Raw genomic sequence first — 18,207 nt, 5'->3', positions numbered from 1 at the left:
GCTGAAATAGCCGCGCGTCGAGTAGCGGTAGCCCACCAGCTGAATATTGGTGCCGGTATCCGTCAGCGACTTGTTATAGAGGAAACGCACCGACTGCCCCTGATGCTCGCTGTCATCGGGCAGGGTGGCGTTGGCCTGGGTGATATCCAGCGACAGCGCCCCCAGTTGGCCCAGATTTTTGCCGACGCCGAGGTTAAAGGCGCGGTAGCGGTCCGCCAGCTGGGTGCCGCCGTACAGGGTCCAGCCCGCCGGAAGACCGCGCATTACGGTGCTCTGGAAAAATTTCGGTTTTTCCTGCTGATTGCTGCCGCTGCGGTACTCCCCGGCGGTGACCGCATAGCGGGTATGGCCCTCGCGCTGGAGCACCGGCACGGACGAATAAGGGACGGTGAAGACCTGGCTGCTGCCGTCGGCCTCTTTGATGGTCACCTGCAGGTCGCCGCCGTTGCCGGCGGAGTAGAGATCGTTGATGGTGAACGGGCCGGGGGGCACCGTGCTCTGGTAGATCTCATAGCCGTTCTGCTTCACCGACACCTGAGCGGTGCCGCGGGCAATCCCGTGGATAACCGGGGCAAATCCCTTCTGGCTGTCCGGCAGCATGTTGTCATCGGAGGCGAGCTGCGCGCCGCGGAAGTTAATGCCGTCGAAGACGTCGCCGTTGGTGTAGCTGTCGCCCAGCGTGAGGCGCGAACGCAGCGCGGTGATGTCGCGCTCCAGCCAGGTATTGACGTGCTGCCACCTGTTTTCACTGGCCGACGAACTGCCGCTACTGCTGTAGCTCCAGGTGGTGTTATCGCGCAGACGCCAGGCGCCGAGATTCAGCCCGCTCTGCAGGTTCAGGTACGCGTAGTTGCTGCTGCCGCCGATGTCGTTATGGACGTTGTTGCCGGTGAAGTTGTAGTTCAGCAGCCCGGCGTTAATCCCGTGGTCCCAGAGCTCGGGCGGAATATAGCCGCGGGCGCGGTTGCCCATAAACGCCTGGGGTACGGTCAGGTACAGCCGCTGCAGGCCGACATCGAAGCGGGTAGTGGCGTCCTTGATGGTTTCGGTTAATGGTACGCAGGCATCGGATGCCAGAGCGCCGATCCCTTTAATGGATGTCGTGTTGACGCCCATCCCGGCCAGCTGCCCGCGCGTCAGGCAGGGGACCAGCGAGCGATCGCTTTCGCTACTATTAAAAGTGATATCGCGGGTAGTCATAAACCCGTCATTGAGGTAAATATCGACGCGATAGGTTCCCGGAGGGACCTCCTGGCCGTTGGCAAATCCTGATAAGTCCGCCACGGCGGCAGGGTCATCCGCTAAAAAACGTGGATTAAAATAGAGCTCCGCCTGCACGGAAAAGATCGTTGCCGCAAGTAACAGAGCCAGCGTGATTTGAGCGAAAGCGCGCGCATTCCCCGGCCCGTGGCTGCTTTTACGTCCGGAGCCCAGATCGTCGAGTCCATATTTCAGATGTGACATAGTCCCTCCGGTCCAAAGTCGCCCGGCTGTCAGTTCTTATTTTTATTTCCGGGAGAACGCGGTCTCCCGTCAGTTATTGCGTAGCGCCCTGCATCCGCGGGGTCAGCGCGCCGTAGTCGTTAATCGTCCGGTATGTAATCTCGCGACCTGCATCGGCGGGTAATTTAACGCTGGCTTCACCCATCGGCGGAACCAGCGCATTTTCCAGCACCCGGGTACCGGCGTTGAGTTCGGTGACCGTCAGGTAGTAGGGGGTGGGGTTGATCAACGTAAGCGTGCCTGCGCCGCGGCGAAATTTCAGCTTTTCCGCAGCCTGATCCGGCGGCAGCGCCAGCTTTGCCGGACGGTAATAGAGCTTGATGCGGCTGATGATCGCCAGCTGGAGAGTGTTGTCGCTGAGCTTTGATTTATCCATCGACGGGATCGCTTTGACGTTCATCCAGAACAGCGTTTCCCGATCCTGCGGCAGCTGGTTGCTGGTGGCATCAATGATGCGCAGGGTATTCTCTTTTTTTCCCTGCATGGCGAACAGCGGCGGGGTGATGACAAAGCGGCCGTCCTTCGCGCCGTCGGCATTCTCCACCCATGACTGAATCAAATAAGTGCTCTTTTCGTCGTTGTTGGTGACCGCCAGCTGAACCTGCTTTTGCCCGGCAGGATAGATGACGCGGGTCGCCCCCAGCGCCACGCCAGCCTCGGCGCGAGCGGTAAATCCCATGGCGGCTATCATCAGCGCTCCCGCCAGTAAACCGCGCGTTATCGCCAGTGTTGTTCTCACGTTTACCCCTTTTATCGTCACCGTCGTTTCCTGTTTTCGGTTCGTTTGCTGATTAATTACTGGTAGGTCAGGGAGAACCAGGCCTGAGCGTTGGCCGCGCCTCCGGTGACCTGATGCCCTGTTGCCCGGTATTTCGCTACAAAATGCAATGTGGTTGGCCCGGTATACAATCTTGTCCAGGCGGCGGGAGGGCCGTTCAGTGGGATTGGCTGGTCGTCTTTATCAAACAGAGCGACGCCCACGCCGGTCGCTATCCCCGGTCCTTCGCCCACTGAGAGCACGTCCGGGTTTTTACCATCGGCGACGCCGTGAAAGGCCACGCCAACGCGCTGGCTGACGGCGGTACTGCACTCCTGCAGGTGGATATCGAAGGGGACGGGATTGGTGTCTTCTCCGGCCGAATGAAACCGATTGCTGCTGATCTGCCCCATGTTGACCGTCATCTGCCGGTCGCCCGCTTCAACGCGGCAGGACTCGGCAATAATGATCCCCTGAAAGCGCATGTTTCCACCGGGCAGCGTGACGTTCCACTGGTTACCGGCCAGCGCCAGCGGCGGGAGCAAAAATATCAACAGACCTGACTTCATCCTTTGCATCGTTATCACCCGAATTCCGTTATGGATAACGGGCCTTCCTGGCCCGGCGCGCGTCCCTGCCTGATGAAAAAATTACTGGTACTGCACTTTAAAGGTGGCGTCCGCGTTAGCGGTACCGGCAGTGGCAGCGGCAGTCGCGTAGTAGCGAGCCTGGAACGGAATGATGTTGGTGCCATCGTTCAGGGTGGAAGCTGCGCCGAAGGTTGCGCCATCCAGCGCCAGCGGCGTACCGGTACGGTCAAGGATCTGCACGCCGACGTTAGTCGCGCTGCCTGCCGCCGAGCTTTGCAGCGCCAGTACGGTGGTGTTGGTGCTGTCAATCGCGGTGCCGGTGAAGGCGACGGAGGCCTTGGTGGCAACGGTGGTGTCACAATCGTTCAGCTGGATATTGAAGCCGACAGCCGTGCTGGTGCTGCCCGCAGTCGCCAGTTTCGCCGAACGTACCTGGCCCATTGGAACGGTTTGATCGATTGAACCCGCGTCAATGGCGCAGGCTGCGTTGACGACTTCCCCTTTAAAATGCACCGTGCCGCCATTTACCGTGGTGTCGGCCAGCGCCGCCGCGGAGCTCAGAGACAGGGCTGACAGAACAACGATTGCCAGTGATTTGATTTTCATGTTGTTTTCCTTTGAACAATATCGGGATTACGAACCGATCTGGCCGTCATCATGACCTCCAGGTATTTCATATTTCAGCCGATATATTCGGCTGCGGTTCTGCATGTTTTTCACCCAAAAAATGAGACATTTGGGGCCATTTTGACTCGTTGGCGTAATTGACTGAAATTATGATTATCTGATGGTTTATTTAGTTTTTTAATCTGTTTGATAGTTATTTAACGACATAAAAATCGATATCATTAAGGCTTAATAAGCCATGGATGGCTATCGGCAACGCGTGGCCGGGAAGGATGGGCAGCGGAAAGAAGGACGTTTCTGGAAAAGATTAAAAATAAAAAAACATTGTTAATCAAAGTGATATTGGTTTTTACCCCCTATTTGATGCATTCGATGGTTGCAAAAGGTTACTGAATATTTTTATGATGCACACAGTTTGGCCCCAATTGACCTGTTCGGTAAGTTATTTTCCTTTATTTATCAAACACTTATTTTCCATCCTCTGATTTTGTAAATTCCACTCCATCAGGTTGTTGCGTTCCCAGAGTCCGGCGAATCGCGCGGCGTTGCTGGCCGTATAGCGTACGGTATGGCGAATGTTTCGATGGCCGAGATAGTCCTGAATAAGGCGGGTGTCGGCCCCTCTCTCCGCCAGTTCGTAACCGCAGGCATGGCGCAGCATATGCGGGTGAGTATGGGTAGCCGTGCCAGCGTCTACGCCAGCGGTGCGGATGATGCGGTAGGCCTGCTGACGCGAAAGCGGCGTACCGCGTCGCGATATAAACAGCGCATCGGTTTTTTGCGCGCCTTTCCAGGCGCCGCGTACCTGACTCCAGCGCCTGATAGCGTCACATTCATCGACCATCAGAGGATGTACGGTGGAGAATCCATTCTTCAGCCGTCGAATATTGATGCGGCCTTCGACAAGATCGAGGTCGCGGTAGTGCAGATCGAGTAATTCGCTAATGCGCATACCATGACGAAAAGCGAGCAGGATTAGACAGTAATCCCGCTCTCCCGTTTGCCCGTGGCGGGCTGCCAGCATCATCGCCTGAACTTCTTTACCAGTAAGAAAACGACGTCGGTTCACAATAAATAACTCCTGATATGATCTTGAAAATTAACACGACCCTGCTGACCGCAGGGGGCGCTCACAAATAATCCGCAAGGTTAATCGCGTATTATACGAAGGGGCTTAAGCATAGTTGAATAATGACATTGTAGCGGCTGTGGGGCAGAATATTACAGATGATAAATCTTATTCTTATAGATTTTATTGATGGCGACAACCTCTGGACCGAGGTTCTTTTTCAGGTGCATAAAATTAAAAGGAAAAAAGCATGGTTGCGGCTATTTTAAACGGAAGGGCGTTGATGCATTTATATGCAGGGCCATGCCCGGGGGTAATAAGATAAATCATCGTTGCGCTGTGAACTTGCCGGAACAATAATCATAAACACCGCATGGTTAATTTTTTTAATGTTTACCGCTGCCTGACGGTTATTTTGACGCCCTCCCTGGCATCGAGCATTACAGCAGAACAGGGCTCCGCTGTCTGTCTCTGCTTTCGTCCCAGATACCATAGAAACGGCCAGCGTTACTGGCGGTATACCATACGGTATGGCGAATGTTGCGGTGGCCCAGGTAGTCCTGGATAAGGCGGGTATCAATGCCCATGTTAGCCAGGGCGAAGCCGCATGAATGACGGAGCATATGCGGATGAATTTCGAGCGATAGCCCGGCATTATCACCAGAGGCGGAAATAATCTGATAAAACTGCTGGCGAGACAAAGGATTACCTTTTCGTGAGAGAAATAACCATTCGCTGTCGGACTGCGGGTACGAGGCGCGGACCTGTAGCCAGTTTTTTAATGCGCGGATTTCTTTATTTAGCAAAGGATGCGTTGTCGAAAATCCATTCTTAAGCCGGTGAATATAGATACATTTAGAACTAAGGTCGATATCGGAAATTTGCAGGCGGCATATTTCACTGGCGCGTAATCCGTGAATAAAACACAATAATGTCAGGCAATAATTGCGCGTGGCATGTGCACCACTGTTGGCCGCTTTGAGCAATGACTCTATTTCATTGTGAGTCAGGAAGTTCCTTTTTTTTAAAATAGCATTGCTTTTCATTGAGTTCCCTTTATTATACAGCCGGCGAGCGCACTTTTTGGCCATCATAAGATAATGATAAGATTCGGCTGCATGTGCATTATTTATTGCTGCTGCTGGCAATATTTAAGCGATATGACTTCTTTTGGACAGGCAGTTCTTATTTTTATATATATATTCGGCGTTGCGGTTTGGGGTAGGGCCCATATCCTGCTCATTCTTTTTCTCCTTAACTGGGTAGGCAGCAGTATATAACTTCTAATAATGTTAACCATACTGCAAAAACCATCTTATGAATAGGGAAAACAGGAAGCGCAACAATTGTGGGGAGCGTTAAGAATTGTTTTATTTCATATGAGATAAACCTTAACTGCCGCTAAGAGGGGGGGGATATCGGAGGGTTGCGTAGCCAAAAAATCTGGCTGATAAGGAAGCGAGAGATGCGCATTGGCTAATTTAGAGTGGGGTGATGACGAATGCAAAATAACCGTACAGCAATGCGTTTTTGCCGTAATAATGCCGTGGCGCGAACAGGACACGCGCTCGCGCCTTATATGGCAGGCTACCTCAGCTGCTCCAGAAACAGCAGGGCGGCTATGGCGACCATCATCACCCCCGAAGCGATGCTGACCTTTTGCGCGATTTGAGGCCGGGTCGCTAACAGCGCTTTGGCGCCGTAGCCGACCAGTAAATAGACCAGCGTGCAGGTGATAAGGTGAATACCGCCCAGCGCCGACATCTGCTGCGCGACCGACCAGCTTCCCTGGGGGTCGGTAAACTGCGGCAGCAGGGCCAGAAACAGAAGAAAGACTTTTGGATTGAGGCCGCTAATGCATAGCCCCTTAATCGCCCAGCGATTCCAGCTATCCGCGCTGTATTGCTGTGTGCCTGGCGTTGGCGGATGGCGCAAAATAGCGATCCCCAGCCACATCAGATAGCCCGCGCCCAGCAGGGTAATCGTCGATAGCGCCAGCGGGTGGCCGGCGATTAACACGCCGATTCCGGCGACGACGATCAGCGTGGCCAGCAGGTGACCGGACATCAGTCCGGCGACGGCGGGTATCACGCGCCGACCGTTGATCCCTGCGCTGATGGTGTAGGCCCAGTCAGCCCCCGGCGTGATGATCAGCAGAAAGGAAACCAGCCAAAAGCTGGCGATAAAGCTCATTTCCATGGCCAGCGCACCCCTGCGTGTTGATGGCAGTTTCTCATCGTTTTCCCTCGTAAAGCGGCGATTATTTGAGGAAAAGAATATCGGGTTTATTGCGCAATGAGCTTTCAATGTTATCCTCTGGAAGGGAAATCTGAGGGAAAATATTCCAAATGGATAGCATCGATCGAAAAATTCTTGCTGAGCTGCAGGCCGACGGGCGACTATCGATAACCGAGCTGGCCGAACGGGTGAATCTCAGTCTTTCGCCCTGCCATCGACGGCTGCGCACGCTGGAGCAGGAGGGGGTGATTACCGGCTATCGGGCCAACCTTGATCCGGCCAAAATGGGCTTCAACTTTTTGGCCATCGTCTTCGCGACGCTAAAAGAGGGGGACAAGAAAGCGGTAAGCGCGTTTGAGGAAGCGGTCGAAGAGATCCCGCAAATCGTGCTGGCGCAGCGTCTGTTTGGCGATCCGGACTATCTGATGCATGTGGTGACGCGCGATCTTCCGGCCTTCCAGAAGCTGTACGATGATAAACTCTCCGCAATGCCCGGCGTGCAGCATTTACGTTCGACATTGGTCATGAAGACGGTCGTGCAGGATCGCCCTTTTCCGCTCGGTAATGGGTAATCGCAGCCCGGACAGATGCGCAGCATCGCCTCCGGGGAAATTCAGCCGTTCTGCATGCAGCCCCGGGGGCGGCGCTCAACGCGCCTTGCCCGGGCTACAGGTTTATTGCCGTCTGCGATCCGGTAGGCCGGACAGATACCCAGGTTCATTGCCATCTGCGGGCCGGTAGTCGTTAGCCCGGACAGATGCGCAGCATCGCCTCCGGGGAAATTCAGCCGTTTTGCACGCTGCCCCGGGGGCGGCGCTCACGCGCCTTGCCCGGGCTACAGATTCATCGCCGTCTGCGATCCGGTAGCCCGGACAGATGCGTAGCATCGCCTCCGGGGAAATAACGGTGATGCGTCATCAAAGGTGAGCCGGCAGCAGTATGAGCACCCTGTCAAAGCAGAGTGGTATTACTCTTTTTCCAGCAGACGCATAAACACCGTCAGCGCTTCATCAAGCTGCTGGCGCTGCCCCGCAGAAAGGCCATCCAGCAGCTGCCGCTCATTTTCCACGTGGCTCTCCACCGCTCTGTCGATTAACTTCCGCCCCTCAGGCGTCAGCGCGACCAGCATGCTGCGCGCATCGTCCGGGTTTGGCAGTCGGCGAATAAACCCTCGTTTTTCCAGCGCCTTAAGACGATGGGTCATGGTGCCGGAGGTGATCATTAACGTTGAAAAGAGCTGGGTTGGCGACAGCACGAACGGATCGCCCGCCCGTCGCAAAGTCGCCAGCATGTCAAACTCCCAGCGCACTAAATCATGGCGAAGAAAAGCCGCTTCAATGCGCGGTTCCAGCAGCAGTGCGCAGCGCTTCAGACGACCGAACGGTCCCATTGGAGTGCAATCGAGATCGGGGCGTTCCCGTTTCCACTGTTCAAGAATGCGATCCACGGCGTCGGTCTGCGGTGATTTGTCCATTAATGCCTACTTGTCTTGATATCAAGGTAAATATCGATACATACTTAGGCCATAATTTACCTTGATATGAAGATAAAATCATGGCCTTTGTTTCGCGCAACCTTGTTGTAGATCTATTCTTAACCGCGCTGGCGCCCGCCATCTGGGGCAGCACCTATATTGTCACCTCGCAGTTCCTGCCGCCCGATAGACCGTTTATCGCCGCGCTGCTGCGGGTGCTGCCGGCCGGGATCGCCCTGCTGATCTGGAGCCGTCGCCTCCCGCTGCGCGGCGAGTGGTGGAAGCTGATTGTCACCGGGATCCTGAATATCGGCGCGTTCCAGGCGCTGCTGTTTATTGCCGCTTATCGGCTGCCGGGCGGACTGGCGGCGGTGATTGGCGCTATCCAGCCGCTGCTGGTGATGCTGCTGGCATGGTGCGTCGATCGTCAGCGATCGCCCTGGCTCGCGGTGCTATCAGCAATGACGGGGATCGTGGGAATGGCTATGTTGCTGCTATCGCCGCAAATGACGCTCGATCCGCTTGGGATCGGCGCGGCGTTTCTGGGGGCGATGAGTATGGCGCTTGGGACCTGGCTGTCGCGGCGCTGGGCGATCGCCTTGCCGGTTATTGCCCTGACAGGCTGGCAACTGCTGATTGGCGGTATTGTACTGGCGCCGATTGCGTTATTGGTCGATCCGCCGCTGCATCAGGTAACGCTGACTCAGGCGGCGGGTTATTTGTGGCTGTGCGTTGCCGGGGCAATGCTCGCATATGGCCTCTGGTTCCGCGGTATTGGCCGTCTTTCTCCGGTAGCGGTATCGGCAATGAGCCTGCTGAGTCCGGTGACAGCGGTACTATTAGGCTGGGTTTTCCTCGGACAAAAAATTGAGGGGCTGGCGCTGGCGGGATTGGTGATTGTGCTATTCAGCGTGCTGTCGATTCAGCGCGCGTTATCGAATAAGAGAGCTGCAGCGGGTCGGTAAATCCCGGAGGCGATGCTGCGCATCTATCCGGGCGACCAGACCTGCAGGCGGCGGTGAATAGTGGGGCTACCGGCCCGCAGACGGCGATGAACCTGTAGCCCGGGCAAGGCGCATCAAGCGCCGCCCCCGGGAGTAGCGTGCAGAGTGGCCAAATTTCCCGGAGGCGATGCTGCGCTTCTGTCCGGGCTACTGCACCGCAGACGGCGGTGAACCCACAAACCGGGTTGCGGGTTCACTGTTCGCCAGAAACAAAAAAAGCCCCATCAAGGGGCTCGACATTGCTGGGTGCTTATTATGTGGCGGGAGCCAGACCAGCCGCCTTCAGGCGACCTGTCCGGCAGCTCCCTCTGCAACCATTCGGTTATTTAGACAGCTCGGCGGTCATATGTACCTGGTTACCGGTATAAGCTTCGGTAATGTGGTAAGACTCACCCTGGTCTTTAGCAATGGCAGCGATTTTGGCTTCGGCGTTGTCCAGAGTATCTGCGGTTACGCTAACAGGCTGAGCGAAGCTAGCAAAAGAGACCAGAGACAGCATACCGGCAGCGGCAAGTAATTTTACGTTTTTCATGGTGTTTATCCTTTTAACTTTTATGGTGGAAAGCGTGGTTGCTTTCGATGGACTTATAATAAGTCTGCTAACTATAACGCGCGTTGCAAAAAGTGCGATTTAGATCACACTTTTGTGACGGTATGATGATGAATTAGCTGATTTTGGTTTTTTTATTTTCAATAAAAACATATAGATGCTCTCTTTTTGGACCTGTTTCAGGCCTTACAAAATAGTTTCAAAAGAGGCGCGATTAGCTTTCTTCAGGTTATTAACTATTGCTTTTGTGAATATGTAGGGCGTTTTTCACGCAATAAAAGCCATCATACTTCGCCCATCAGCGAAGCATTGAGCCCGGCAAAGAAGATATCCTGGCCTTCACACTGATTGCGTGAGGACGACGGTATGATTGCAGTACTTTTTGAAGCTGAGGTTACCCCGGCGAGCCAGGAGCGCTACTTAACGCTGGCGGCGGAGCTGAAGCCGCTGCTGAGCGATATTGACGGTTTTATTGCCATTGAGCGTTTTCAAAGCCTGACTGCGGCAGGCAAAATTCTGTCGCTCTCCTGGTGGCGTGATGAGGATGCGGTACTGGCGTGGAGGCGCAACCTTTGCCATCAGGCTGCGCAGAAAGAGGGACGGGAGAGCATCTTCGCCTGCTATCAAATTCGGGTTGCCCGGGTGCTGCGCGAATATCGTTCTCAACATGCCGATTAACGTAATATGGCGGCAGTTTGCCGTTGGGAAAATAAGCGAGGCGCTATGTTAAAACCTGTTGAGCGGATTGAAGACGATGAATCGCTGGCCCTGGCAATGGCGGCAGTGGCGTCGGCAATGGCGGATGCCTCGCGGTTGAAGATACTTTGCGCCTTGATGGATGGCCGGGCGTGGACGGCTACCGAGCTTTCCACCGTGGCCGACATTTCCCCCTCCACCGCCAGCGCGCATCTTAGCCGGCTGGTCAGCAGCGGTTTGCTGATGTGTCTTGCCCAGGGCCGCCATCGCTACTACCGCCTCGCCGGTAGCGATGTTGCCGGATTGCTGGAAAATATGATGACCATGGCCGGCAAGCGTGCGGTGGCGCTGTCCACCGCAACGCCGGTTAATTTACGCGTCGCGCGTACCTGTTACGATCATCTGGCCGGCGAAGTGGCGGTATCACTGTATGATTTTCTGCTGCGCGAAGCGTGGATAGCGCCTGATGGCACTGCTCTGACGCCCGTCGGCGAAGCGCAGTTTGCGCGCCTGGGGATAATGACGAAGAGCGGCTCCCGGCGCAAAGCGTGCTGCGGCTGCCTGGACTGGAGCGAACGTCGCTTTCATCTCGGTGGGGCGGCAGGCGCGGCGCTGCTGCAGCACGGTCTGCAGAAAGGCTGGTTTACCACTACCCCGGGATTCCGCGAAGTGACGATTACGTCAGCAGGATGGCGAGCGCTACATCAGCATTTTCAGCTGGCGAAAAATACCCGATCAGCGAGCGATTAAGAGTGTTCTGACAGGGGGGAAATAGTTTTTATGCCAATATAGGTTGCTATATTGTTAATTCCATATCGTCTTTTCCCCTTCCGTGTAAATAACAATAACTTTGTTTCTTGCTATCAATACTGAATCATTAATAGTTGTCAGCTATCTGTTACATTGATTAACAGCTCGTGAACATATGTATATTTGTCAGCGAAAAATAGCATTCTTTGACGCCGACAGCCTTGACGATTTCTTTATTAGAATTCGTTCCTGACGCCTTAAATATTGCGGCTTCCGGTCAGTCGAAGTTTCTATTAACAGTTGCACAAGTGAGCATCGCAAATCGCTTCTGACTTTTGTGCGAATTAACTGTTTGCTCATCGATACTTAATTCACTCTGACAAGGAAATGGCAATGAAAAAGGTTCTTCTCTCTGCTGCAATGGCGACTGCGTTTTTTGGTATGGCTGCAGCAAATGCTGCTGATACCAATGTAGGCGGCGGTCAGGTTAATTTCTTCGGTAAAGTTACCGATGTATCTTGTACTGTTTCCGTAAATGGCCAGGGCAGCGATGCAAACGTTTATCTGTCACCGGTGACTTTAACTGAAGTTAAAGCCGCCGCTGCGGATACCTATCTGAAACCGAAATCTTTCACTATCGATGTGTCTGACTGCCAGGCCGCTGACGGTACCAAACAGGACGATGTGAGCAAACTGGGCGTGAACTGGACTGGCGGTAACCTGCTGGCCGGCGCTACTGCTAAGCAGCAGGGCTACCTGGCGAACACCGAAGCCGCTGGCGCGCAGAATATCCAGCTGGTTCTGTCCACCGACAACGCGACCGCGCTGACCAACAAAATCATCCCGGGTGATGCCACCCAGCCTAAAGCGACCGGCGATGCTTCTGCCGTTCAGGACGGCGCGCGCTTCACTTACTACGTTGGCTACGCTACCAGCACCCCGACGACTGTCACCACCGGTGTAGTTAACAGCTACGCGACTTACGAAATTACTTATCAGTAATATCGACTGAGAGATAAAGCCGCCTCGTGCCGGGGCGGTTTATATCCGCAATCTTTCGAATAGCACAGGCGCTGGCGACGCTCGCTCATCCCAGTCACTTACTGGAGGAAGCTCCCGGGGATTAATGAGAGGCTCCTGCCTCTCAGCGAAGGCCAGCCTTCGGCTGGACAAATTCGTCGGGAACGTATTTGTCACGCTCTTGCCGCCTTTCTGCAATTCGAATTATTGAGGGTATACAACAATAATAAAGCGGCCACTGCTGCCGCTTATTTTTTATTCTGAGGTCAGCATGAAGCGTATTGCCCTTTTTTTCTGTTTCATTTTTAGTTTTGCGGCCCATGCCAACAATATTATTGTTAACGGCACCCGTTTTATTTACCCAGGAAATGAAAAAGAAATAACGGTGCAGCTCTCTAACACCGCCGACCGTCCGGCGCTGGCGCAGGCCTGGCTGGACAACGGTAATGCCGATGCGACGCCGGATACCATTACCACACCATTTATTATCACGCCGCCTATTTCCCGCGTTGATGCGAAAAGCGGCCAGACCCTGCGTATTAAGCTCGGCAGCAATGCGGGACTGGCTAAAGATAAAGAGACGCTATGGTGGCTGAATCTTCTGGAAATACCGCCGGTCGAGGCCAGCCAGAAAAATGAAGGACAGAATATTCTGCAGCTGGCGATTCGTTCGCGCTTTAAGTTTATTTATCGTCCTGCCGGTTTAGGCAATCGCGACGCGGCGGCAGACAAATTAGCGCTCTCCGCTAACGGCAGCAGCCTGTCGATCGGTAATCCAACACCCTTTTATATCACCGTAAGCCGTATCTCCCGTAACGGCGGCAAAGCGCTGAATAGCAAAACGGTCATGCTTGCCCCGCAGTCCAGTCAGACCATCGCCCTCTCTTCTGCGGTGAGCAAAGGTGAGACCCTGACCGTTAACAATATTAATGATTATGGCGCAGACGTCGCAGTGAAAGTTACCGTCAAATAAGGGAAACGATCATGAAGCAGAGGTCAATCTGCCCGGGAAGATTAAGCACGACGATTGCGGTTGCGCTGTGCTGCTTTCCGCCATTTTCCAGCGGACAGGAAAACCCGGGAACGGTCTATCAGTTTAACGATGGTTTTATCGTCGGTAGTCGCGAAAAGGTCGACCTGTCGCGCTTCTCGACCAGCGCTATCAGCGAGGGCGTCTATTCCCTCGATGTGTATACCAACGGCGAATGGAAAGGGCGCTACGACCTGAAAATCACTGCCGGTAAAGATGGCAAAATGGGCGTCTGCTACACCAAAGCGATGCTGATGCAGTACGGGATCTCGCCAGAAAAGTTTAACCCGCAGCTCAGCGAAAAAGAGGGATTCTGCGGACGCCTGCAGGAGTGGCGTAACGAAGATAATGTTAAAGACACGCTGATTCAGTCCTCTCTGCGACTGGATATTTCCGTACCGCAAATCTATGAAGATCAGCGCCTGAAAAACTTTGTCAGCCCGGAATTCTGGGATAAAGGCGTTGCGGCGCTGAATTTAGGCTGGATGGCGAACGCCTGGAATAGCCACACGTCGTCGAACAACGGCTCTGATAACAGCAGCGCGTACCTTGGCGTTAACGCGGGCCTGTCGTGGGACGGCTGGCTGCTCAAGCATATCGGTAACCTGAACTGGCAGCAGCAGCAGGGGAAAGCTCACTGGAACAGCAACCAGACCTGGCTGCAGCGTCCTGTTCCGCAGATTAATTCGATAGTCAGCGGCGGGCAGATTTTTACCAGCGGCGAGTTCTTCGACACGATTGGCCTGCGCGGGGTCAACCTGGCGACCGATGACAATATGTTCCCGGACGGCATGCGCTCTTACGCTCCCGAAATTCGCGGCGTAGCGCAAAGCAATGCCCTGGTGACGGTGCGCCAGGGCAGCAATATTATCTATCAGACTACGGTACCGCCGGGGCCGTTTACCCTGCAGGATGTCTATCCTTCCGGCTACGGTAGCGATCTTGAAGTATCGGTAAAAGAGGCCGACGGTTCGGTTGAGGTGTTCAGCGTACCTTACGCCTCAGTGGCGCAGCTGCTGCGTCCGGGAATGACCCGCTATGCGCTTTCTGCCGGTAAGGTCGACGATAGTTCCCTGCGTAATAAACCGATGCTTTACCAGGGAACCTTTCAGCACGGTTTGAATAACCTGTTCACCGGCTATACCGGCGTCACCGGCTTTGATGACTATCAGGCCTTCCTGCTGGGAACCGGGATGAATACCGGCATCGGCGCGCTCTCCTTCGACGTTACCCACTCGCGGCTGAAGAGCGATACCCTTGATGAGCAGGGGCAGAGCTATCGCGCCACCTTTAACCGTATGTTTACCGAAACCCAGACCAGTATCGTGCTGGCGGCGTATCGCTACTCCACCAAAGGCTACTACAACCTGAACGACGCGCTGTACGCCGTCGATCAGGAAAAGAACCACCGCAGCAGCTACACCGTATGGCGGCAGAAAAACGGGATGACGTTTACCGTTAACCAGAATCTGCCGGACGGCTGGGGCGGTTTTTACCTTAGCGGTCGGGTGGCGGATTACTGGAACCGTTCGGGAACGGAAAAGCAGTACCAGTTTAGTTACAACAACATGTACGGTCGGCTCTCGTGGTCGGTCAGCGCCCAGCGCGTCTATACCCCGGATAGCTCCGGCCACCGTCGTGACGATCGCGTTTCACTCAACTTTAGCTACCCGCTATGGTTCGGCGAAAACCGTACGGCTAACCTGACGTCAAACACCTCGTTTAATAACTCGCGCTTCGCCAGCTCGCAGATTGGGGTCAACGGTTCGCTGGATAGCGAAAATAACCTCAACTACGGCGTGTCGACAACGACCTCGACCGGCGGCCAGCACGACGTGGCGCTGAACGGCAGCTACCGTACCCCGTGGACCACGCTGAACGGCAGCTATAGCCAGGGCGAAGGGTATCGCCAGAGCGGCGTGGGCGCCAGCGGAACGCTAATTGCTCATCGGCATGGCGTCGTGTTCTCGCCGGAAAGCGGCACCACGATGGCGCTGATTGAAGCAAAAGATGCCGCAGGCGCGATGCTGCCCGGTTCGCCGGGGACCCGCATCGACAGCAACGGCTATGCCATCCTGCCGTATCTGCGGCCTTACCGGATTAACTCGGTTGAAATTGATCCCAAAGGCAGCAGCGACGACGTCGCCTTCGGCAGTACCGTGGCGCAGGTCGTGCCGTGGGAAGGGAGCGTGGTTAAGGTCTCTTTCGATACCACGGTGCAGAACAACATCACTCTGCAGGCGCGCCAGGCAAACGGCCTGCCGTTACCGTTCGCCGCCACGATATATGCCCCATCCGGGAAAGAGATTGGCGTGGTGGGCCAGGGCAGCATGATGTTTATCAGCGACGCCAGCGCGCCGCAGGCTACGGTCAAATGGAGCGGTGGACAGTGTTCGGTAGAGTTAAGTCAGCAAAAAACAAAGGAAACGCTATGTCGCTAATGAAAAAACTGACGCTTTTTATTGGCTTAATGGCGATGGGAACCACGTCGGCATGGGCGTACTGTACGCGTCTGTCGCAGCCGACCGTTAACCTCGACATGGTGGTGGGGAGGGTGGTGGTTCCACCGGACCTGCCGGTAGGATCGGTGATCGTTTCCCGTAACTGGACTATGTCGGCGCCGGGCGGGGCCAGCTATAGCTGCAGCAGCGGCAATAACCGCTTTGCGGCCAAAATCGTTTCCACCGGCGCGACGGATCTGGGAAATAAAATTTACTCTACCAACGTGCCCGGTATCGGCCTGCGCTTTAGCCGCGGCGGGGCGACGGTGAATATTATCTACCCGGATGTTTACTCGAGCTACGCCAGCAGGACCACGAATTACTCGCTGGAAGGCTCACGCTTTACGCTGGAAGTGATTAAAACTGCCAGCGTGACCGGGAGCGGTACTCTGGCGGCGGGGAAATATACCTCTTATGACTGGGAGAACGGTAACAACCCGATTCTGGTGACGTACCTGAGCGCCAACGCGATCACCGTGGTGTCGCCCTCATGCACTATCTTGAGCGGCAAGAATATGAACGTTGATGTTGGCACCATTAAGCGCAGCGATCTTAACGGCGTCGGCACTACCGCCGGAGGTAAGGATTTTAATATTGAGCTTCAGTGCAGCGGCGGATTAAGCGAGTCGGGGTATGCCAATATCCAGACCTCATTTTCCGGTACGCTGGCGACCGGCACCACGAACGCCCGAGGCGCGCTGCTGAATGAAAAATCCGGTAGCTCGCTGGCGAAAGGGATTGGTATTCAGGTTTTGAAAGATGGCGTGCCGCTGGAGTTCAACAAAAAGTACAGCGTCGGTACGCTGCGCACGCAGGAGACCCGCTATATCACCCTGCCTCTGCATGCGCGTTTCTATCAATATGCGCCGACCACCAGTACCGGTGAGGTGGAGTCGCACATGATCTTTAACCTGACGTACGATTAATTCGGGAGGCGGGTATGAGTGATGCAGCACGATTCAAAATTAGCAAACGACTCATTCAGCTGACCCTGATAAGCGGGGCGCTGATGGCCTCAACGGCGTGGGGTTTCGAAACCAATTACGATCGCGGGCGGGTGGATTTTGCCGGACGAGTGACCGATATTTCCTGTAGCGTGGCGCTCAACGGCGGTCACAACGCGGGGAGCGGCAGCGTCTGGCTGGCACCGGTCAGCCTGGCGGAAGTGCACGATCGCGGCGCCGGCGCATTTATGAAACCGCAGCCCTTTACCCTGGAGCTCTCTAACTGCCAGCTACGGTACGACGGCGGCGCGGCCGATAAAGATGAGATCCGCCTGGTCAGCGTACGCTGGGTTGATGGATATATGGTCAAGGCGGTCAGCAATGAAAATGCCGGTTATCTGGCGAATACGCGAGCGGACGGGGCCAGCCATATCTTCCTCGCGCTCTCAACCAACGACAATAATACGTTGGATAAAAGCAATAAAATTGTTCCGGCCGATCCTCAACAAAACCGCGTACCGCTGGTAGAAAAGGCGGTAGATGGCGGCGTATTTACTTATTACATTGGCTACGTGACGCCAGCCCCGGAAAAAGCCACCAGCGGTCCGTTGACCAGTTGGGCGACCTGGGAGCTGGTTTATAATTGAGTCGCCGATGGGATGGCCCGAGGGATAATATTGATGCCGGAATTTTCCGGCATTTTTTTAAACTGCGATCTTTTCCTGGACCAGTTGTTCAATGCTGACTTCCTGCCAGTAATGGCCCTGAATAGCAAACCACTCCATACCCTGTAACCATTTCTTATGCGCTTCGCTTTCTACGCCCTCAATAATCACGTTATGGTGGTTACGGGAAAGGAACGTGACCAGCGCATCCATTAATGGCCGACCAAACTCTTTATGCATTAAATGCCAGAAAAAATCTTTATCGATTTTGACATAATCAAAGTGATAACCGCAAATAGCGCTAATACCCGCGTTGCCTGAACCGAAATCATCGAGCCAGAGCGTGGTGCTTTGCGGATCATTCCAGGCGGCGAGAGCATTATTCAATAATTTGTTGGAGTTCTCGGTAACTTCAAAATGAACGCAGCCGATATGGTCGACCAGCGTTTTAATCTCCGGCCTTAGCAATACGCTAAGAATATGGTCATCAACATTGATGGTTGCCGAGATGCCGTTTTTATTAAACCACTGTTTATGTTTTTCGATAAGCGCCAGTTGTTCCATAAAAATGCTTTCACGTAAACCAGTATTGGCATAGCGGAAGAAGTTTTCCGGAGATATCGCCAGGCGGTCAAAACGACTCAGGCATTCAACGGCGACGAGCGTGCCTTTTGGGGAAAACATCTTTTGAAAGACATAACGCACGGATATATCGCTACGTGATAGATTATGGCTGGTAAACAGAGTTGCGTTCATTATCTCTCGTCAAAATGGGGTCAGAGGTCAGGA

At 54.4% G+C, this 18,207-nt stretch carries 19 protein-coding genes; 9 read left to right on the top strand and 10 right to left on the bottom strand.

Annotated features, from left to right (window positions below):
* The 7 genes from KO1_RS21100 to KO1_RS21070 all read right to left on the bottom strand — a co-directional run.
* On the bottom strand, positions 1–1,464 hold a 1,464-nt coding region (locus KO1_RS21100; RefSeq protein ID WP_148719765.1), incomplete at its 3' end, for a fimbria/pilus outer membrane usher protein.
* A gap of 73 nt (positions 1,465–1,537) precedes the next feature.
* Positions 1,538–2,263: a fimbria/pilus periplasmic chaperone gene (locus KO1_RS21095; protein WP_004105375.1), complete on the bottom strand. Its 726-nt coding sequence runs from the start codon at positions 2,261–2,263 to the stop codon at positions 1,538–1,540.
* A gap of 35 nt (positions 2,264–2,298) precedes the next feature.
* Positions 2,299–2,838, bottom strand: a complete 540-nt coding sequence (gene fimI / locus KO1_RS21090; RefSeq protein WP_004105374.1) for a type 1 fimbrial minor subunit FimI — start codon at positions 2,836–2,838, stop codon at positions 2,299–2,301.
* A gap of 72 nt (positions 2,839–2,910) precedes the next feature.
* Complete coding sequence (fimA, locus tag KO1_RS21085; RefSeq protein WP_004105373.1) at positions 2,911–3,456, bottom strand: type 1 fimbrial major subunit FimA; 546 nt, start codon at positions 3,454–3,456, stop codon at positions 2,911–2,913.
* 463 nt (positions 3,457–3,919) lie between these two features.
* Positions 3,920–4,546 carry a tyrosine-type DNA invertase gene (locus KO1_RS21080; RefSeq protein WP_004115180.1) on the bottom strand — a complete coding sequence of 209 codons (627 nt, stop codon included), beginning with the start codon at positions 4,544–4,546 and terminating at the stop codon, positions 3,920–3,922.
* A 440-nt stretch (positions 4,547–4,986) separates the two neighbouring features.
* Positions 4,987–5,592 carry a tyrosine-type DNA invertase gene (locus KO1_RS21075; protein WP_024274663.1) on the bottom strand — a complete coding sequence of 202 codons (606 nt, stop codon included), beginning with the start codon at positions 5,590–5,592 and terminating at the stop codon, positions 4,987–4,989.
* 541 nt (positions 5,593–6,133) lie between these two features.
* On the bottom strand, positions 6,134–6,745 hold the full coding sequence (locus KO1_RS21070) for a LysE family translocator (RefSeq protein ID WP_004105367.1): 612 nt from the start codon (positions 6,743–6,745) through the stop codon (positions 6,134–6,136).
* A 149-nt stretch (positions 6,746–6,894) separates the two neighbouring features.
* Between KO1_RS21070 and KO1_RS21065 the strand changes: the two genes are divergently transcribed.
* Complete coding sequence (locus KO1_RS21065; protein ID WP_004105365.1) at positions 6,895–7,356, top strand: Lrp/AsnC family transcriptional regulator; 462 nt, start codon at positions 6,895–6,897, stop codon at positions 7,354–7,356.
* 395 nt (positions 7,357–7,751) lie between these two features.
* Here KO1_RS21065 and KO1_RS21060 read toward each other — a convergent pair whose 3' ends face one another.
* The gene (locus KO1_RS21060; protein ID WP_004105364.1) at positions 7,752–8,258 is read right to left on the bottom strand and encodes a MarR family winged helix-turn-helix transcriptional regulator; all 507 of its coding nucleotides are present in this window, start codon (positions 8,256–8,258) and stop codon (positions 7,752–7,754) included.
* 80 nt (positions 8,259–8,338) lie between these two features.
* On the opposite strand from KO1_RS21060, the gene KO1_RS21055 reads away from it, so the two are divergent.
* Complete coding sequence (locus KO1_RS21055) at positions 8,339–9,223, top strand: EamA family transporter (RefSeq protein WP_016808164.1); 885 nt, start codon at positions 8,339–8,341, stop codon at positions 9,221–9,223.
* A gap of 361 nt (positions 9,224–9,584) precedes the next feature.
* Here the strand turns inward: KO1_RS21055 and KO1_RS21050 are convergent, their stop codons facing one another.
* Complete coding sequence (locus tag KO1_RS21050; protein ID WP_004105360.1) at positions 9,585–9,794, bottom strand: YdgH/BhsA/McbA-like domain containing protein; 210 nt, start codon at positions 9,792–9,794, stop codon at positions 9,585–9,587.
* A gap of 384 nt (positions 9,795–10,178) precedes the next feature.
* Between KO1_RS21050 and KO1_RS21045 the strand changes: the two genes are divergently transcribed.
* The 7 genes from KO1_RS21045 (at position 10,179) to KO1_RS21015 (ending at position 17,400) form a co-directional block, all read left to right on the top strand.
* The gene (locus KO1_RS21045; protein ID WP_004115172.1) at positions 10,179–10,490 is read left to right on the top strand and encodes an antibiotic biosynthesis monooxygenase family protein; all 312 of its coding nucleotides are present in this window, start codon (positions 10,179–10,181) and stop codon (positions 10,488–10,490) included.
* 45 nt (positions 10,491–10,535) lie between these two features.
* Positions 10,536–11,258, top strand: a complete 723-nt coding sequence (locus tag KO1_RS21040; protein WP_004105356.1) for an ArsR/SmtB family transcription factor — start codon at positions 10,536–10,538, stop codon at positions 11,256–11,258.
* A gap of 393 nt (positions 11,259–11,651) precedes the next feature.
* Positions 11,652–12,260, top strand: coding sequence for a type 3 fimbria major subunit MrkA (gene mrkA, locus KO1_RS21035; protein ID WP_004105354.1), 609 nt, complete (start codon positions 11,652–11,654; stop codon positions 12,258–12,260).
* A 289-nt stretch (positions 12,261–12,549) separates the two neighbouring features.
* Entirely contained in the window at positions 12,550–13,251 is a 702-nt protein-coding gene (locus KO1_RS21030) for a fimbrial biogenesis chaperone (RefSeq protein ID WP_004105352.1), read from the top strand.
* An 11-nt stretch (positions 13,252–13,262) separates the two neighbouring features.
* Complete coding sequence (locus KO1_RS21025) at positions 13,263–15,749, top strand: fimbria/pilus outer membrane usher protein (RefSeq protein WP_004115165.1); 2,487 nt, start codon at positions 13,263–13,265, stop codon at positions 15,747–15,749.
* Positions 15,740–16,735 (top strand): fimbrial protein, encoded by a 996-nt coding sequence (locus tag KO1_RS21020; protein WP_004105348.1) that lies wholly within the window; start codon positions 15,740–15,742, stop codon positions 16,733–16,735. The genes KO1_RS21025 and KO1_RS21020 overlap by 10 nt, the downstream gene beginning before the upstream one ends.
* A gap of 14 nt (positions 16,736–16,749) precedes the next feature.
* Positions 16,750–17,400 carry a fimbrial protein gene (locus KO1_RS21015; RefSeq protein WP_004115158.1) on the top strand — a complete coding sequence of 217 codons (651 nt, stop codon included), beginning with the start codon at positions 16,750–16,752 and terminating at the stop codon, positions 17,398–17,400.
* A 57-nt stretch (positions 17,401–17,457) separates the two neighbouring features.
* Here KO1_RS21015 and mrkJ read toward each other — a convergent pair whose 3' ends face one another.
* Positions 17,458–18,174 (bottom strand): cyclic-di-GMP phosphodiesterase MrkJ, encoded by a 717-nt coding sequence (gene mrkJ, locus KO1_RS21010; RefSeq protein WP_004105344.1) that lies wholly within the window; start codon positions 18,172–18,174, stop codon positions 17,458–17,460.
* Between the last annotated feature and the right edge of the window lie 33 nt (positions 18,175–18,207).

Source organism: Klebsiella oxytoca NBRC 105695 (assembly GCF_001598695.1).
In the GTDB taxonomy this organism is placed as follows: Bacteria; Pseudomonadota; Gammaproteobacteria; order Enterobacterales; family Enterobacteriaceae; genus Klebsiella; species Klebsiella oxytoca.
Note: the sequence above shows the minus strand (reverse complement) of the source record. Positions and strands in the feature narration are given on the sequence as shown.

Bases quoted from the DNA above. Each gene is read 5' to 3' on its own strand.
- fimI (WP_004105374.1), bottom strand. From the start codon at position 2,838: ATGCAAAGGATGAAGTCAGGTCTGTTGATATTTTTGCTCCCGCCGCTG.
- fimA (WP_004105373.1), bottom strand. From the start codon at position 3,456: ATGAAAATCAAATCACTGGCAATCGTTGTTCTGTCAGCCCTGTCTCTG.
- KO1_RS21075 (WP_024274663.1), bottom strand. From the start codon at position 5,592: ATGAAAAGCAATGCTATTTTAAAAAAAAGGAACTTCCTGACTCACAAT.
- KO1_RS21070 (WP_004105367.1), bottom strand. From the start codon at position 6,745: ATGGAAATGAGCTTTATCGCCAGCTTTTGGCTGGTTTCCTTTCTGCTG.
- KO1_RS21065 (WP_004105365.1), top strand. From the start codon at position 6,895: ATGGATAGCATCGATCGAAAAATTCTTGCTGAGCTGCAGGCCGACGGG.
- KO1_RS21060 (WP_004105364.1), bottom strand. From the start codon at position 8,258: ATGGACAAATCACCGCAGACCGACGCCGTGGATCGCATTCTTGAACAG.
- KO1_RS21055 (WP_016808164.1), top strand. From the start codon at position 8,339: ATGGCCTTTGTTTCGCGCAACCTTGTTGTAGATCTATTCTTAACCGCG.
- KO1_RS21050 (WP_004105360.1), bottom strand. From the start codon at position 9,794: ATGAAAAACGTAAAATTACTTGCCGCTGCCGGTATGCTGTCTCTGGTC.
- KO1_RS21045 (WP_004115172.1), top strand. From the start codon at position 10,179: ATGATTGCAGTACTTTTTGAAGCTGAGGTTACCCCGGCGAGCCAGGAG.
- KO1_RS21040 (WP_004105356.1), top strand. From the start codon at position 10,536: ATGTTAAAACCTGTTGAGCGGATTGAAGACGATGAATCGCTGGCCCTG.
- mrkA (WP_004105354.1), top strand. From the start codon at position 11,652: ATGAAAAAGGTTCTTCTCTCTGCTGCAATGGCGACTGCGTTTTTTGGT.
- KO1_RS21030 (WP_004105352.1), top strand. From the start codon at position 12,550: ATGAAGCGTATTGCCCTTTTTTTCTGTTTCATTTTTAGTTTTGCGGCC.
- KO1_RS21025 (WP_004115165.1), top strand. From the start codon at position 13,263: ATGAAGCAGAGGTCAATCTGCCCGGGAAGATTAAGCACGACGATTGCG.
- KO1_RS21020 (WP_004105348.1), top strand. From the start codon at position 15,740: ATGTCGCTAATGAAAAAACTGACGCTTTTTATTGGCTTAATGGCGATG.
- KO1_RS21015 (WP_004115158.1), top strand. From the start codon at position 16,750: ATGAGTGATGCAGCACGATTCAAAATTAGCAAACGACTCATTCAGCTG.
- mrkJ (WP_004105344.1), bottom strand. From the start codon at position 18,174: ATGAACGCAACTCTGTTTACCAGCCATAATCTATCACGTAGCGATATA.